The sequence below is a fragment of the Achromobacter sp. D7-1 genome, assembly GCF_059760445.1.
Genome location: NZ_JCBAMT010000003.1, coordinates 113011 through 129425, shown reverse-complemented (window position 1 = coordinate 129425; position 16415 = coordinate 113011). Strand labels below are relative to the sequence as shown.

Genomic DNA, 16415 nt, shown 5'->3' with positions numbered 1-16415 from the left:
ATAAAACTTTGCATGGACTCCATGACGCCGCGTTATGCATGAGGCCGGGACGACCTCTGCCACCACGGTGAAAATCCCCGCTGAATCAGGGCCTTGGAGTGAATCCCGTCGCATCCGGCGGCGCGCGCCGCCAGCCCAGACAGCGGTTCCCGATTTCGGCCCGCGGATGCATGCTTGCGCCTTCAGCCTGGAGATCCACATCGTGAGTAATGCATACCCCGCCCGCAAGATGGGCCTGGCGGTCGCCCAGATGGGCGCAGTGAACCTTGCCGATACGCGCGCCGCCGTGGTCCGCCGCCTGGTGGAAATGATGCGCGAGGCAGCCGCCCGCAAGGCGGAGTTCGTCGTATTCCCCGAGCTGGCGCTGACCACGTTCTTCCCCCGCTATTGGATGGAAGACGCCGAAGCCGTCGAGCGCTACTTTGAAAAAAGCATGCCCAACGCCGACGTGCAGCCGCTGTTCGACGCCGCGCGCGAACTGGCCATAGGCTTCTACCTGGGCTATGCCGAACTGACGCCCGAAGGCCGCCAGTTCAACACCGCCATCCTGGTGGACCGCAGCGCCAAAATCATCGGCAAGTACCGCAAGATCCACCTGCCGGGCCACTCGGACCATAAGGTCGGCGCGCCGTTCCAGCACCTGGAAAAGAAGTTCTTCGAAGTCGGCGACCTGGGCTTTGGTGTCTGGGAAACCAACGACGTGAAGATCGGCATGTGCCTGTGCAACGACCGCCGCTGGCCCGAGACGTATCGCGTCATGTCGCTGCAAAGCGCAGAATTGATCGTGCTGGGCTACAACACGCCGTCCCTGAACATCCACTGGAACGAGCCCGCGCATCTGCGCACCACCACGCACGAGATCGTATTGCAGGCCAGCGCCTACCAGAACGCGGTCTGGGTCGGCGCCGCCGCGAAGTGCGGCCACGAAGACGGCCACCACATGATAGGCAGCTCCATGATCGTCGCGCCGTCCGGCGAGATCGTGGCGCGCGCAAGCGGCGAAGAAGACGAAGTGATCACCGCCAACATCGACCTGGCCATGGGCCAGGCCTTCCGCGACCACGTGTTCAATTTCGCCAAGCACCGCAACCCGCAGCACTACAAGCTCATCGTCGAACGCACCGGCGCTGGCGATCCGCTGCCCACGGCTGCCATCGACTAGACGCTGCACTCAACCACGACGCGGCGCGGGCGGACGCCGCCCGCGCTGCTAGACTGCCTGCTGGCCCTCAGACTGACCGACCCGCAGCAGGCAAGAACCCATGCGCTTCATCGACACCGAACAAACCCGCGACGCCCTGTCCTTCGACGCCGTCATTCCCGCCCTGCGGGAAGCCTTCCGTGGCAGCGCCACCGTGCCGCCGCGGCATGTCCACGCCATCCAGTCGGGCAATGCGCACGGCACCTCGCTGATCATGCCGGCCTGGAGCGATCGCGGCTACTTCGGCGTGAAGATCATCAATATCTTCCCCGAGAACACGCATCTGGGCCTGCCGGGCCTGCATGCCACCTACAACCTGTACAGCGCCACCACCGGCGTGCCCATCGCCCAGGTGGACGGCGACATCGTCACCGTCTACCGCACGGCGGGCGCAGCCGCATTGGGCGCGGACTACCTGGCGCGCGCCGACGCCAGCACGCTGCTGATCGTCGGTTCCGGCCGCATCGCCGGCCTGGTGGCGCAGGCCATGCGCAGCGTGCGCCCCATCCAGCGCGTGCTGGTATGGAACGTGCGCGCGGCCGGCGCCGAGAAGCTGGCCGGCGAGCTGCGCGCGCAGGGCTTCGATGCCGAGGCCGCCAGCGACCTGGAAGCCGCCGCGCGTCAGGCCGACATCATCAGCTGCGCCACCCTGTCCACCGTGCCGCTGATCCACGGCGCCTGGCTGCGTCCGGGCGTGCACCTGGACCTGATCGGCAGTTTCAAGCCTGAAATGCGCGAGACTGACGCGGCCTGCTTCGACGGCACCTCGGTCTACGTGGACACCAGCGAAGCGCCCACCAAGTCCGGCGACCTGCTGGCCGCTTTCGAGGCCGGCACGCTCAAACACGAGGACATCCGCGGCGACCTGCATCAGTTGGCCACCGGCGAACTGCCGGGCCGCCGCGACGACCAGGAAATCACCGTGTTCAAAGCCGTGGGCAGCGCACTCGAAGACCTGACGCTGGCAACGCTGGTGTACGAGTCGGTCAGCGGCGAACGCGCTTGAGCGCGCGGCGCCTGCGGCGCTATTCGAAGCCGCGCGGACCCAACGCCTGGACCATGTAGTCGATGAAGGACTTGATGCGCGAGGAGATCGCGGTGTTGCGGTAGTACACCGCGTTGATCGGCTGCCGCACGTCCTGCGTCTGCTTCGCCAGCAGCTGCTGCAAGGCGCCGCTTTCGCGGTCGCCGCGCGTCATGAAGTCCGACAGGCAGACGACGCCGCCGTCGTTCAAGGCCAGTTGCCGCAAGGTTTCGCCGCTGAACGCGCGCACATGGGGCTTGATGTGCAGGGCCTGGCCGTCGGCCTCCAGCAGCGGCCATTCGTTCAGCGCTTCCAGCTGGCTGAAGCCCAGCAGGACATGCGAAGCCAGATCGGCCACGCGCCTGGGCGTGCCATGCTTGGCCAGATAGCCGGGACTGGCCAGCACGCGCACGCGGCTATGGCCCAGCGGCACCGCGTGCAGCGATGAATCCTTCAGGCGCCCGATGCGGATGGCCAGGTCGGTGCGGCGCTCCAGCAGGTCGATATTGCCTTCGTTGCTGTTCAGTTCCAGCTCCACCTGCGGATAGCGCTGGCGATAGCCCGGCACCAGCGGCGCGATCACGTGCAGCATGAAGGGCGATGCCGCATCCACCCGCAAGCGTCCTGCCGGCTGGTTGCGGCGCAGGCTCATCAGTTCCTCGCTTTCCTCCACTGCGGCCACGATCTTGCGCGCCTGCTCCAGATAGGCCCGGCCTTCCTCGGTCAGTTCCAGCCGACGCGTGGTCCGGCGCATCAGCGTGGTCTGTAGCTTCTCTTCCAGCCGGCTCATGGTCCGGCTGGCGGCGGAAACAGTCTGTCCCAGCACATCCGCGGCGGCAGTGATCGAGCCGCTGTCCACGATGGCGATAAAGACCTGCATTTCGTCTAGCGTCGTCTTCATTCTTGCATTTATATCAAAAGTCTTTCGTGCATACCGGACTTTTTCCGCAAGTATCCGACGGGCACACTGCAGGCATTCCCGGACGCCTGCGTCCGCAGCCCTGAATCCCCCAAGGAGTTACCCATGAGCATTCCCGTCTTCGGCGCCGGCACTTTCCGCCTGCAAGGCCAGGCCGTCATCGATTCCGTGCGCAACGCGCTGGACCTCGGCTACCGCGCCATCGACACCGCGCAGATCTATGAAAACGAAACCGAGGTCGGCCAGGCCATCGCCGAATCCGGCGTGGCGCGCGATGCACTGTTCGTCACGACCAAAATCTGGGTTCCCCACTACGCCCGCGGCAAGCTCATACCCAGTCTGCAGGACAGCCTGGCCAAGCTGCGCAGCGACTACGCGGACCTGACCTTGATCCATTGGCCCGCGCCCGGCAACGGCGTCGCCGTCGAGGAATTCATGACTGCGTTGGCCGAGGCCAAGGCGCAGGGCCTGACCCGCCAGATCGGCATCTCCAACTTCCCCATCGCCGAAACCCGCGCCGCCATCGCCGCCGTGGGCCGCGAGCAGATCGCCACCAACCAGATCGAACTCAGCCCTTACCTGCAGAACCGCAAGCTCGCCGCCTTCCTGCAGGAACAAGACATCCCGGTCACCTCGTACATGACGCTGGCCTACGGCAAGGTGCTGAAGGATCCGGTCATCGGCCAGATCGCCCAACGCCACGACGCCACGCCCGCACAGGTGGCGCTGGCCTGGGCCCTGCAACTGGGCTATGCCGTCATTCCGTCGTCGACCAAACGCGAAAACCTGGCCAGCAACCTGCTGGCCCAGGACCTGCGGCTGACGGAGGCGGACATGGCGCAGATCGCGGCGCTGGAGCGCAACGGCCGTGAAGTCAGCCCGGAAGGCCTGGCGGCGCAGTGGGATTAAGCCTCGAATAGTGAAAATGCACTATTTCAAATTCAAGGAGTAATACTTTCGGATACTAGCGAACTGGTTTAGGCGCGCCTATATATCGCAGCTACGGGCGCAATCATTACTGTCGTCATGTCGTCTTGCCTGCAAATGCCGCCCTCGCGCTGAAAGCCTGTCTCCACTGGAGTACGCCATGGCTGCAAAGAAGCAAGCGGGGCGTGCCGCCCCGGCACGCAAGACGGTGGCAACGCGGCAGCCCGCCGCCGGCAAGACGCCCCGATCCGCTCCAAAGCGTAAAAGCCGCAGCCTGCCGCCGGCGCTGCCGTTTCGCCGCACGGCCAAGCCCGATGCCTTCGATGTCCGCGACATTCCGTTCCACCCTAACATCTCGGTCACGCCCAAGACCGAGATGATTCCCGCCATGGGGTTGACGGTGAAGCATCAGGAAGACACCTCGGCCTGCACCGGATTCGCCCTGTCCACGGTGGTCGAGTACCTGCTGCGCAAGTCGGAACGCGAACCGCGCCCAGCCATCTCGCCGTTCATGCTGTATTCCATGGCCAGGCGCTACGACGAATTCCCGGGTTCGGTCGACGACACGGGATCGAGCCTGCGCGGCGCGCTCAAAGGCTGGTTCAAGCACGGCGCCTGCGCCCAGGATCTGTTTCCGACCCTGAACATGCCGGCGGCGGCCAACGAGACCGCCGACGACTGGTGGCTGGATGCCGTCAAGCGTCCGCTGGGCGCCTACTACCGCATCGACACGCGCAACATCGTCGAAATGCACGCTGCGCTCAACGAGGTCGGCATTCTGTACGCCAGCGCGGGCTGCCACGCCGGCTGGGACGACGGCCATGGCGTCACCCCGCTGAAGGCGCCGTCCACGCCGGGAGCCCAGCCGTTCTGGATCATCCCGCCCGACCCGCAGGATTCCGCCACCGACGGCCACGCCTTCGTCATCGTCGGCTATACCCAGGACGGCTTCCTGATCCAGAACTCCTGGGGCGAGGAGTGGGGCACCCACGGCATGGCGGTGCTGACCTACGACGACTGGATGCGCAACGCCATGGATTGCTGGGTGGTGCAGCTGGGCGTGGTCACGCATGAGCACACCAAGATCTCGAACAGCATCACGCTGCGCACCGAAGGCAAGCGGGTCACCCTGGCCGCGGGCACTGTGCTGCGCAACCGCGAGATCTCGCCCTTCATCGTCAACGTGGGCAACAACGGCAAGCTCAGCAACAGCGGCGCGTTCCGGACCACGCCCGACGATCTGCGCGCCATCGTCGACGTGCACATGAACGCCGCGCGCGAGAAATGGGGCTTGAAGGACAAGCCCATGGACGTATGCGTGTACGCGCACGGCGGCCTGGTCGGCGAAGAGGATGCGGCGGAGGCCGCCGCCGAATGGATACCGCTGCTCTACGAGAAGCAGATCTTCCCGGTCTTCCTGATGTGGGAGACGGACTTCATCACCACCGTGAAGAACATCATCCAGGATGCCGCCCACAGCGTTCCACGCACCACCGGCGGCCTGGGCGAGCGGCTGGAGCGTTGGTGGAACCAGCGCCTGGAACGCTGGCTGGCGCGGCCGGGCACGGTGATCTGGGGCGAAATGAAGCAGAACGCCCAGGCCATGAGCGCACCCGTTCCCAAGGGCATGGCGCAGGAAGAAGCCGCGATGATCATGCTGTACAAGCATTTCAAGGCGCACGTCAGCCAGGGACGCGTGCGCCTGCACATCGTCGGCCACTCGGCCGGCGCCATCGTCGCCAGCCACTTCGTGCACCGGCTGGCGGCCGACGGCGGTGAACTGGAATCGCTCAACCTGATGGCCCCGGCGGTCACGCTGGACACCTTCCGCAAGCTGGTCGTGCCGAATCTGAAGACGCGGGTAAAGCGCTATCAGCAGTTCCATCTTTCCGACCGGGCCGAGGAAGACGATCCCACTTGCGGCCCGTACCGGCGCTCGCTGCTCTACCTGGTGAGCGAGTCCTTCGAAGGCGGCACCACCACGCCGCTGCTCGGCATGGAGCGCTATTTCCGCGATGCCGGCATTGCGTGCGACGCCGTGCATGTCTCGCCCGCCGGCAGCCCCGCGCCCGGCTCCACCAACCCGCCGGTGGCGGCCAGCACGCACGGCGGATTCGACAACGACAAAGGCACCCAGCAGCAGATCATTGCATTCATCAAGCGTTGAGCCGGCAGCCGCGCCCGCAAGGGCGGCAAGCAGGGAGGGCTTCGATATGTTTGAGTTTCCTCAGGCGCAGACGGACCTGGATGCTGGCGCGCAAGTACGCGTGCCAGCATCCGCCTCCATCCCGGGCGATCCCGCGGCAATGCTGCGGGTGATGTCGCGGGCGGGCGTGCCTTGCCTGTTGCTGGACCGGGACGGTGTCATCATCGACGTCAGCGATACGCTCGCGCCCAGCGCCCAGGCGTTCCGCGGCCGCGCCGCCGCCGAGACCTACGGCCTGGGCGAACCATTGACCATGGGCAGCGGCGCGGTCGGCGGCATCTACCAGGCCGCGGACGGCGCGCCCGTGCCCGCGCAACTGGTGCCCTTGTGCGAATTGGAAAGCGGCAAGATCGTCGTGCTGGTCAACGACGGCACGCCCTTCAGGAAAGCGGAATCGCGCCGCTTTGAACGCACGCCCTATGCGGTGTTCCGCCTGGATCTGGACGGTGTGGTGCGCTTCGCCAACCGCGAGGCCGCGCGCGCGCTGGGCCAGAAGCTCGACGAGGTTTGCGGCGAGCCACTGGCCCGCCATTTCCGCAAAAGCGACGCGCCCCGCATCGCCGATGCCATCCGCTGCTGCGCCCGCAACCAGGAGGGCGATTCCATGGTGGCCGTGATCGTCACCATGCCCGGACGCGAAGGCGAAGAAAGACTGTTCCAGCTGGTAATGACGCCAGACCCCGCGCCCAGCGGCGAATTGCTGGGCGTGATCGCCGTCATCCAGTCGCGGGCGCTGGAGTCCGCCCGCGACGAGATCCGGCGCATCGCGCTGGATCCGTCCATCAACGGCTGGCGTCTCAAGCTCGACGCCATCCTGGAACAGATCCGTCCGCTGGTGCCGTTCGAGCACGCGGTGTTCGGCATCTACGACAGGCAGGTGTCGCTGTTCCGCGCGATCGCGGTACGGCCCGAAGGGGTGGAACTGTGGCCGGCGCGCTGGATGGAGCTGCCCCCTGCGATCCGGCCGTTCCTGGATTCCGGCCAGACCTGGGTCGAAGAGATGGACCGCTTCGTCAGCGACCAGCGCTTCGAGCCAGGCGACGAGGTCGTACGCTGCTACCGCGACATGGGCATGCAGGCCAGCGTCACCCTGCCCGTCACGCGTCCGGGCGGCTACAGCTCAGCGCTGAGTCTGTGTTCGCGCCAACCGGCGCAGTACGGGCAACGCCACCTGGAGATCCTGCGCGCCCTGGACTTGGAGCCGGTACTGATGCGCTTCGAGAAAGAGCGCGACGACGAGCGCGTCACCTTCGCCGAATCATTGCGCGAGACGATCATGACGGCCGCTTCCTTGCGCCGGGCGGCGGAGGACATCGTGCCCAGACTGGCGCAGTTCTTCTCCTGGGACTACGTGGCGCTGTTCCGCGTCAACCGCAAGGAAAGCCGCTACGAGATCGTCACCCAGCACAGCCTGGCGCCCGAATACGCCTTGCCTGCGAACTACCTGCAGCCCATCGAGCGCGGCATGCTGGGCCAGACGCTGCGCCAGCGCCAACTGCTGTCGCTGGACGACGTGGGCGACCCTGGGGATCCCAGGAACGATTACACCGGTCCGCCGCGGCCGCTGCGCTCGGCCATGACAGTGCCGATCCGCCTGAACGGCCGGATCCGTTGGCTGTTGGACGTGGAGTCCTCGGTATCGCATGCGTTCAAGGGACCCGACGCCGACGACCTGCTGGAGATCATCGAGTCGCTGGAGGAAGGGCTGGACCAGCATCTGCTCAGGCAGACCAAGCAGAGCCTGATGGCCGAAACCGAACAAGCAGTGGTGTTCGTGGGTCGCGAGGGCTCCATCATCGAGATGAACCGCGTCGCGGCCGACATGCTGGGCACCGAGCCCGGCCGCTGCCTCGAAGGCGAGACGCCGGTGTCGATCACGGCGTTTGCGCTGCCCGACGACGCGTCGGCGCACACGCTGCTGACTTCAGATGCCGGCGTCCGGCGCGAACGCATCGAGCTGCGCGGCGCGGGCGGACAGCCGCGCTCGGTACTGGCGACCCGGACGGACCTGGATCCCAGCCTGGACATGGCCATCTGGTTCTTCACCGACATCGCCGACATGAAATGGGCACGCGACATGCGATTCCTGCGCGAAACCGTGGCCGAGATCGCCGACCAGACCCGGACGTCGCTGGCGCTGGCCTGCAGCCTGACGACGCAGACCGCACTGCTGCACGAGGACGCGGCACGCGGCGAACAGCCTGAGGCCATCGTCACCCGGGCCCATGCCCTCAGCCAGCGCATCGTGGCGGAAATCGGCAAGGCCGACATCACCTTCGAGCGGCTGGCCAGCGCCAGCGAAGCGCGCCAGCAGGCTCCGCCCGAGCATGCCCGCGTCGCGCTGCATGAGTTGCTGACCCGGATCATCGCCGCCTTGCCGCAGCGAGACCAAGGCCGCATCGCGCCATTGGCGCAAGTGGGCGCCGCCAGCGGACCCATGGTGCATGCCGACGCCGATACACTGTCCGCGGCCTTCCGCTCCATTCTTGCCTATTTGCTGCGCTGCCGCTCCGATGACGCCCGGGTGGAAATCGACATCAGCGACGACCCTGACGGCTGCTCGGTGCAACTGGGGCTGAGCGCCGCACAAAACTGGGACACGGACCAGCGCGCGCACGCAGTGCCCGACGACGCGCTGCTGAACGCGGAGCGCGCGGCGCATGATGGCGCCGGATTGGCCATCGCCCAGATCGTGCGCACCATGCAGGCCCACGGCGGCACCTTGGCGACGCTGCCGCCCCTGGCCGAGTCGGCGATGCCGCCCGCGGAGGCATATGAATCGGTCCTGCCGCCATGGCGTTCGTTCACCCTGCGCTTTCCTGCCCGGTCGGGTTGATGGAGGCGGCGATGGAACAGCCTGGACAGAACAACAACTGGATCCTGCTTGCTGGCGGCGACGATGTCGACGAGGAATGCTGGGCGGACCGCATCCAGCAATTGCAGCGGCATGAGCAGAAGTACCCGCGCATCAAGCCCTTCGTCGGCGCCCCTTTCCGGCACGTCTTCAACCTGGAGAACGCGCGGCAGGAGATCGAGCGTTGCGGAACGCTGCCGGGCCTGATGATCATCGACGCCAAGCCGGCGCCCCAAGCCACCAAGAAAAAGAGCGGCGCGGCGGCTGTCGAGCTGCTCAACTGGCTGGCCGAACACGCACCCGTACCCGTGCTGGTCGTGACCGAAGCCCCCTCCGAAGCCGTGCAGCGTTGCGTGCTGGAACGGCCCGAAAGGCTGATGTGGAGCAACGAGATCGGCAAGAAGCGGGACGGTGGCGCAGACCTCGCCGTGGTGCTGGACAGCGTGGCGGCCGCTACGCAACGCCGCCGGCTGGTCATAGAAGTTGCCGAAAAATCGGTCCGCTACCGGATCCAGTTCGGCCCGCACGACTTCAGGTCACCGGAAATGCCCTACAAGCGGCAACCTGATATCGCCGCGCTGCTGACGCGCGTCGAGAAGTTCTCGCCCTATCTCGACAATCAGAGAGTGGCCGATTGGCTGGAGTCGCTCAGCGACATGGGCAGGCAGGCGTTCGACGTGATGGTGGCCGAAACCGTGGGGCCGCCCATCGCCACGCTGATCCAGCGGGCCCGCGACCAGGAAGGCGTCTCGTCCGGCGATGGGCTCGCCTGGATGGACCTGCGATTCGATTTCAACGTGTCGGACCATCAGAGCGCAGCCTTCTTCAGCCTGCCATTCGAATTGAGCTGCAATGCCGATTTCAAGGCCAATGACAGGCGCTACCTGTGCCAGCGCATTCCCATGGCCCGCCGCCTGCACATGGAAGGCATGGACTCCGCCAGCGATTGGGAGCAGACGGCGTCCCGGCCAGCCGGCCCCGTGCGCCTGCTTTTCATCGGCGCGAACTTCAGCGGCACCATTTCGTTCCAGCCGGAAGATGGCGGAGACGATATCCCGAGCGTCACGCTGCCTCCGCTGGAGTCGGTCGCCGACGAACTCGAGAACCTGCAGGCCCTGGCCAAGCGCCTGGACGGCCGCCTGGTGGTCGAGGACGTGCCGCTCCTGACCGGATACGCGCTGCAGGACTATCTGGAAGAAAAGGTGACTGGCGGCGGCTACGACATCCTGCATTTCTCCGGCCACGCCCACTCGGTGCGCGACAGCACCATGCTGGTCTTGCCGGGCAGCAGAGAAGGCGAGGGCCTGCAACTGTCCATACGCCTGGTGGGCCGCTGGATGAAGGCCGGCAATTGCAAGCTGCTGGTGCTGTCGTCATGCCGCGGCGCCTCGGTGCGGACGGCGCTGGAGGTCATGCGGGCTGGCGCCATGGGCGTGCTGGCCTTCCGCTGGCAGGTCGAGGAAAAAACCTGCGCGCGCTTCATCAGGCGCTTTTATGCTGCCTATTTCGATCCCGCCAATACCCAGGGATTTGCTGAAGCCTACCGGCGCGCCTGTGCCGGTTCGCACGACGAATCCCGGGGCTCGCCCACCTGGGCTTCCGCGCTGGCGGTCGTGCGCGACTGACACCGCAATCAGGAACGGACATCATGGCTTCCATATTCGGCATGCTGCGCAAGATAGGCGACCTGGGAACCTCGGCGGACGGCGTGGGCGCCTTGATGGCGACCGTGCCAGCAGGCCGCAACTTCTATGCGGAGATCGATCCGCCGCCCGGCGGCGCGGCTGCGGGCGAAGCAGGACTGAACGGCGAAGCCTTCATTCCGGGACAGTGCTATTTCAGCGTCCGCATGGTCGAAATGCGCCTGACCGATGCCGGCAACTACATTGCCGCCTTCCTGCCCCTGTGCGCCTTTTTCCTGCGCTACACCGAGGCCGGCGCGCAACGCGAGATTCCGTATGTCGTAGGCTATGACGCGATCCAGCAGGCGATGGGCGCGGCGACGCCGCAATCAGGCGCGGGCAGGGTCGTGTTCCGCGACGTCTATATCGCCCGCAACGTACCCTACAACAGCGACGGGCTGGAGATGTTCGCCGCGCTGTGCCGCTTCAGCGACAGCAGCCTCACCCGCGGCATACTCGACTTCGTCGCGACCACGGTCAGCATGTTCGGCGGCGCGGTGGGCGGCGCCGTCGTCAAGGCCGGCGAAGGCCTGCTCAAGCCCCTGAGCAAGCTTTTCGGTACCGATGGCGTCAGCATCCGCTTCGGCGTCTTCGACGGCTTGGCGCTGCGCCGCAGCGGCTATCGCGTATTGGCGGGCACCGACTCGCAAGACAGGCTGCAAGGACTGCAACTGGTGGACGGCGTGCTGCACCGGCAGAATGGAAGCGGCGGCCTGGAGCCCGTGAACGACGTGGACTACCTGGTGCTGGCCTTCGAGCAGCGCGCCACGCTGGGAGAGGACATGTTCAGCGCCGCCGCGGCCCTGCCGTTCCATCGCAAATGGACCGAGACGACCACGGCCCTGCTGAGCGACAACGCCGTGGCCGCGCGCGCCGCGTTTCAGTCGCTGGCGGTCGACATCGCAGGCTCGCCGCTGCTGATCGAGCGCGACCGTTTCGCGCTGCTGGCGGCCTACTCCAGCGAAAGGGAAAAGTGGAAGGCCAGGAAGAAGTCGCTGAAATCCGCTGCCGGCGACGGCAAGAGCCAGAACATCGCGTCCGCGGTGGCGGACAGGCAGAAAGCCGCGGCCGCCAGGAACAGTCCCGTTGCGCAACCGCTGGACGCCGCGAGGCTCCTGCTGACGAAATCGGCGGCGGCAGGCGCGGGCACGCCCCCCGCCGGGCAAGACAATGCTTCGTTGACGCTGGCGCTTTCCGCACTGCTGGATACGCTGCAACCCGGCGCAAACGGCAAGCCCGGCGCACCGCCCGCCGCCTTGTCCGGAGCCTCCCGGGAGATGCTGTCGGCGATACTGGGAGAATCGTCCTAGCGGCCGGCCAGCGACCGCGCGATGCCGCCTACCGCTCGCGCGTGAAGACTTTCCCGGCGACGCCGCGCAGGACCTCGACGTACTCGTCACGCTTGCTTTGGAAGCGGTCGGAAGGGCCCGAGATGGCCATGGCGACGCATTCTTCGCCCAGCCAACCCGACACGGCCAGCGCGTCCGCGCCGTCCCCGCCTTCACCATGAGTGTGATACCAGCCGCGTTCGCGGCTCTTGTCGATTTCGGCCAGGAGCGCATCGGGCTCGGTAACCGTGGCGGACGTCAGCTTGCGCAGCGGCTTGGCGGCCAGCAGCTTGCGCGCCGCCTCCGGCGGCAAGCCGCCCAGCAAGGACTTGCCCATGGCGGACGCATGCAGCGCAATGCGCTCGCCCAGGCCCAGGATATAGCGCAGCGGATACTTGCCATCGCGCACGGCGACGATCTTGACCGCGGCGCCGTCGATGCGCCCGATGTAGGCGGTTTCCCCGGTACGCTCGGACAACTGCTCGAGCGCTTCGCGCGTGGCATGGATGATGGGATCGACCGTGCTTATCTGCTGGACGGCCAGCAACAATTTGCCGGTAGGGTAGTAGCGCCGCGACTGCGTGCGGAACAGGTAGCCCAATTGATGCAAGGTGTGCAGCAGGTCCAGGCAGCTGCTGTCGGCCAGATCCAGCAGCCGGGCCAGGTCGGAATTTGAGAGTTCTCTTTTCTCTCGCGCGAAGACTTCAAATACCGCCATGGCACGGGCGGCGGCGCTAACAAAGGTCGGCATATGACGCTCAATTACCTGGAGTTTGCCATCGGCCTGCGACACAAGCGCAGCAAGTTGAAAAGGCGTGGTTAAACGGCGTCGGCAGTGTAGTCCATGTCAACGAACAGGGGCAACATTGCGCTCGTCCTGCGCCAGCACCAGATCCCATATGTGCTGACCGATAGGATGCTCGCGCTCTTCGTACAGATGGGCCAGCAAACCGCCCGCGCGCCCGACCAGCATGAGGCCGCGCGCGATCATCGGATCCAGCTCCATGTCGCAGATGATGGCGCCGATCGCGCCGACCACGTTCATGGGCAGGTTCTTGTTCCGGTCTTGCAGCAGCACGCGGTGCACGGCGTCCATCAGGCGCCAGTGCTTGCCATGAAAGCCCAGCTCCTGCGCCAGCTGGCGCAGCGTCGGCACGCGCGGATCGCCATTCACATGTATGGGATGACCGATGCCGTAGACAGGCTGCCTCTTTTCCCTGCTGGCGCTGAGCATGGCGCGCGCCGCGGCGTCGCACTCGGTTTCGTCCGGGTCATCGGACAGGCCGGCGGCGCCGGCGGCCAGCATCTCGGCGCAGTTCTGGGTAGTGCCCAGGAAGACGCTGCCCGCGCCCAGCAGGCCGGCGGCCACGGCGGCCTGCATCGCTTCCGGCGCGCCCAGGTAGGTCAGCCGGGCGCTCATGGCGCTGGGGGTCAAGCCATGGTCGCAGGCGGTGACCAGGATATGGTTGATCATGGTCTTCTCGGCCGCGCTGGGCGTGCGGTTGAAGATCACCAGCAGCATCATGTCGACGAAGTCGACTTTCCCCAGCAGTTCAGTGGCCAGGTTCTTGCCGCGCACGGTAATGACTTCCGGGGTGGTGTACCCGATTTCGGTCTTGATCAATTCATTTCTCCGTTATTGTTCAATGGACTGCGACGCGCGGCGGGCGACCAGCATCTTCACGTTGCAGACGCATACCGTTTCCCCATTTTGATTAATGCCTTGCCGTTCGAACTCGACCACGCCCCGGCTGGTATCGCTGGCCAGGCGCCGGCCGGCCACCAGGATCCTGACCTTGATCGTGTCGCCGACAAACGTGGGCTTGGCGAAGCGATAGGACATCTCCAGCAGGCCCAGGATCGACGGTTCCAGGCACTGGTTCAGCACGGTGCGGGTGTTCAGGCCGGACATGATGGAGCCGACCAGCATGCCGTGCGCGATGCGCCGGCCGAATTTGCTTTGGCCCGCGTAGACCGCATCCGTATGCAGGCGGTTGTAGTCGCCGCTCAGGCCGGCGAAGGCGACGACGTCGGCTTCGGTGATGGTGCGCGCCGCGGTCTCGACCGCCAGGCCCGGCGGCAGGTCGTCCCAGTAATAGCGCAAGTCCGCCAGCGCGCCGGGCGCGGGCGCCTCGACTGCAATCTGCGCTGCCGTCACTTCGCCGTCTCCGCCGCGTTGATCGCGGACAGGCCCAGCACCTCGCGGCCCACGATCAGCGTCTGCACTTCCGCCGTGCCTTCCGGTATCGTGCCGCCGCTGGTATCGCGGAAGATGCGCTCCAACGGGTATTCGGTCGAATAACCCAGGCCGCCATGGACGCTCAGCGCAATCTTGGCGACTTCGTGCGCGGCTTCGGCGCCGTACAGTTTGGCGATGGAGCATTCGACACGCGCGGGCAGGCCTTTCTGCACGGCCACGGCCGCCTTGTAGCCCAGCGCCCGCGCCGCTTCGGTGCGGACCATCATGTCGACGATATGCTTCTGCACGAGTTGGAATTCACCGATGGGGCGGCCGAACTGGCGCCGGGTCTTGGCGTACTCAATGGACAAATCCAGTGCGGCCTGCGCCGCGCCCACGGCGCCCATTGCGATGTTCAGGCGGCCATAGTTCAGGCCTGTCAGCATGGTCTTGAGCGCAGTGCCCTCGGCGCCCAGCAGGTTCTCCTTGGGTACGCGCACGCCGTCAAAACGCAGCTCGGCGGTGCCGGACGCTTTCAGGACCATTTTGTCGACCAGGCGCGCCTCGTAGGGCGACTGTTCGCGTTCGACCAGGAACAGCGAGAGCTTGCCGTCGCAGCTGGCGCTGAAGGTACGCGCCAGGACGATCGCGTAGTCGGCGTTGACCCCGTTGGTAATCCACAGCTTGCTGCCGTTCAGCACATAGTGGTCGCCCTGGTCTTCCGCCTTGAGCTCGATGCCCGCCACGTTGGAGCCGTGATTGGGCTCGCTGATCGCCACGCAGACATTCTTGGCCGACGCCAGCACGGGCCGCAGGAATTTCTCTTTCTGGGCCGGCGTACCGTAGGCATTGACGAGGCGCAGGAAGATATTCGTGATGTTGAGGATGGTGCGCAACGATCCCCAGCAATACCCGGCCTCTTCGACCATCATCGCCCACGTGACGAAATCCAGGCCGAAGCCACCGTCGTCCTCGGGGAGCAGTCCGCCGATGTAGCCGAATGGCGCCAGCCCCTCCAGCACGTCCGAAGGTATGCGCCTGTCGGCTTCGCAGGCGGCGATGCGCGGGCCCACCTCGGCCTTCATATAGCGCCTGATGCTGTCGCGCAGGGCCAGTTGATCGGTATCGAAATCAAAATCCATGTTGTCCTCCAGGCGGCCAATTCAAGATATGGGGTGTGCGTCTCAAGACGAAAAACGTCCGCCCGTCACATACAGCGTGACGCCGGTGATGTAGCGGGCGCGCTCCGAAGCGATGAAGGCGACGGACGACGCGATATCGTCCGGCTGGCCCAGGAAGCCGACCGGATTCTTGGCCAATGCCGCATCCCGCAATGCCGGATAGGACGGCAGGGACTGGATCAGCTCGGTCTCGACGAAGCCGGGTGCGATGGCGTTGACGGTAATGCCGAACTTGGCCTGTTCCAGCGACAGGGCGCGGGTGAAGCCCACCAGGCCCAGCTTGGCGGTGGTGTAGTTGGTCTGGCCAGGGTTGCCGAACACCGAACGCGAGGCGATATTGATGATGCGCCCCCACTTGCGCTCCATCATGCCCGGCAGCACGGCGCGGGTGCAATGGAAGGCGCCTTTCAGGATGGTGTCGACCACCGAATCCCAATCGGACTCGGCCATCTTTCCCAGATACTTGTCACGCGTGAAACCCGCGTTGTTGACCAGGATGTCGACGCCGCCGAAGGTAGAAGCCGCAGCGTCCATCATGGCGGCGACGGCGTCGCGCTCGCAGACGTCGCACTGGACGCCGATCGCCTCGTGGCCCTCATCCCGCAGCCGCTGCGCCGTCGCGGCGGCGGTCTGACCGTCGATGTCGGTGATGACGACGCGCGCCCCTTCTTCGGCCAGCACCCGCGCCGTCTGAGCGCCGATGCCGCGACCCGATCCGGTCACCAGCGCCACTTTTCCCGCAATTTTCAAATCCATGCGTAACTCTTTCCTGTGTGGATGGAACGGCCCGCGGCCGTGCGTGCCATCACGCAATTCCCCTGGGCGCGCCACCCCGTTCCGGGGCAGTGCCGACCCCTGCGGGAGGGCTTATTAAATTCATAATATCGTATCGAACAACGAAATGTCGAATTTAT

The 16415-nt window shown here is 65.8% G+C and carries 13 protein-coding genes; 7 read left to right on the top strand and 6 right to left on the bottom strand.

Translation table 11 applies throughout. From position 1 onward, the window contains the following. Positions 1-229: 229 nt before the first annotated feature. On the top strand, positions 230-1162 hold the full coding sequence (locus tag AC6LKD_RS02815) for an N-carbamoyl-D-amino-acid hydrolase (RefSeq protein WP_498115011.1): 933 nt from the start codon (positions 230-232) through the stop codon (positions 1160-1162). 100 nt (positions 1163-1262) lie between these two features. Further along, positions 1263-2207 carry a bifunctional Delta(1)-pyrroline-2-carboxylate/Delta(1)-piperideine-2-carboxylate reductase gene (lhpI, locus tag AC6LKD_RS02810; RefSeq protein WP_498114996.1) on the top strand — a complete coding sequence of 315 codons (945 nt, stop codon included), beginning with the start codon at positions 1263-1265 and terminating at the stop codon, positions 2205-2207. A 19-nt stretch (positions 2208-2226) separates the two neighbouring features. Here lhpI and AC6LKD_RS02805 read toward each other — a convergent pair whose 3' ends face one another. Beyond that, positions 2227-3126 (bottom strand): LysR substrate-binding domain-containing protein, encoded by a 900-nt coding sequence (locus AC6LKD_RS02805; protein WP_498114995.1) that lies wholly within the window; start codon positions 3124-3126, stop codon positions 2227-2229. Between the two features lie 123 nt (positions 3127-3249). Between AC6LKD_RS02805 and dkgB the strand changes: the two genes are divergently transcribed. The 5 genes from dkgB (at position 3250) to AC6LKD_RS02780 (ending at position 12123) form a co-directional block, all read left to right on the top strand. Continuing rightward, a complete protein-coding gene (gene dkgB / locus AC6LKD_RS02800) occupies positions 3250-4053 on the top strand; it encodes a 2,5-didehydrogluconate reductase DkgB (protein ID WP_498114994.1) in 804 nt (267 codons plus the stop codon). A gap of 178 nt (positions 4054-4231) precedes the next feature. Then, the gene (locus tag AC6LKD_RS02795; protein ID WP_492275814.1) at positions 4232-6238 is read left to right on the top strand and encodes a C1 family peptidase; all 2007 of its coding nucleotides are present in this window, start codon (positions 4232-4234) and stop codon (positions 6236-6238) included. Positions 6239-6284: 46 nt separating this feature from the next. After that, a complete protein-coding gene (locus AC6LKD_RS02790) occupies positions 6285-9113 on the top strand; it encodes a PAS domain-containing protein (RefSeq protein WP_498114993.1) in 2829 nt (942 codons plus the stop codon). Positions 9114-9124: 11 nt separating this feature from the next. Then, entirely contained in the window at positions 9125-10756 is a 1632-nt protein-coding gene (locus AC6LKD_RS02785) for a CHAT domain-containing protein (protein WP_498114992.1), read from the top strand. A 23-nt stretch (positions 10757-10779) separates the two neighbouring features. Next, positions 10780-12123, top strand: coding sequence for a hypothetical protein (locus AC6LKD_RS02780; protein ID WP_498114991.1), 1344 nt, complete (start codon positions 10780-10782; stop codon positions 12121-12123). A gap of 28 nt (positions 12124-12151) precedes the next feature. On the opposite strand, the gene AC6LKD_RS02775 is transcribed toward AC6LKD_RS02780, so the two are convergent. The 5 genes from AC6LKD_RS02775 to AC6LKD_RS02755 form a co-directional block, all read right to left on the bottom strand. Continuing rightward, the gene (locus AC6LKD_RS02775) at positions 12152-12892 is read right to left on the bottom strand and encodes an IclR family transcriptional regulator (RefSeq protein ID WP_498114989.1); all 741 of its coding nucleotides are present in this window, start codon (positions 12890-12892) and stop codon (positions 12152-12154) included. 96 nt (positions 12893-12988) lie between these two features. Beyond that, positions 12989-13765 (bottom strand): citryl-CoA lyase, encoded by a 777-nt coding sequence (locus AC6LKD_RS02770; protein ID WP_498114988.1) that lies wholly within the window; start codon positions 13763-13765, stop codon positions 12989-12991. A 12-nt stretch (positions 13766-13777) separates the two neighbouring features. Beyond that, positions 13778-14299, bottom strand: coding sequence for a MaoC family dehydratase (locus AC6LKD_RS02765; RefSeq protein WP_498114987.1), 522 nt, complete (start codon positions 14297-14299; stop codon positions 13778-13780). Then, positions 14296-15462, bottom strand: a complete 1167-nt coding sequence (locus AC6LKD_RS02760; protein ID WP_013391019.1) for an acyl-CoA dehydrogenase family protein — start codon at positions 15460-15462, stop codon at positions 14296-14298. The genes AC6LKD_RS02765 and AC6LKD_RS02760 overlap by 4 nt, the downstream gene beginning before the upstream one ends. A 42-nt stretch (positions 15463-15504) precedes the next feature. Next, on the bottom strand, positions 15505-16257 hold the full coding sequence (locus tag AC6LKD_RS02755) for an SDR family NAD(P)-dependent oxidoreductase (protein ID WP_498114985.1): 753 nt from the start codon (positions 16255-16257) through the stop codon (positions 15505-15507). Positions 16258-16415 lie beyond the last annotated feature (158 nt).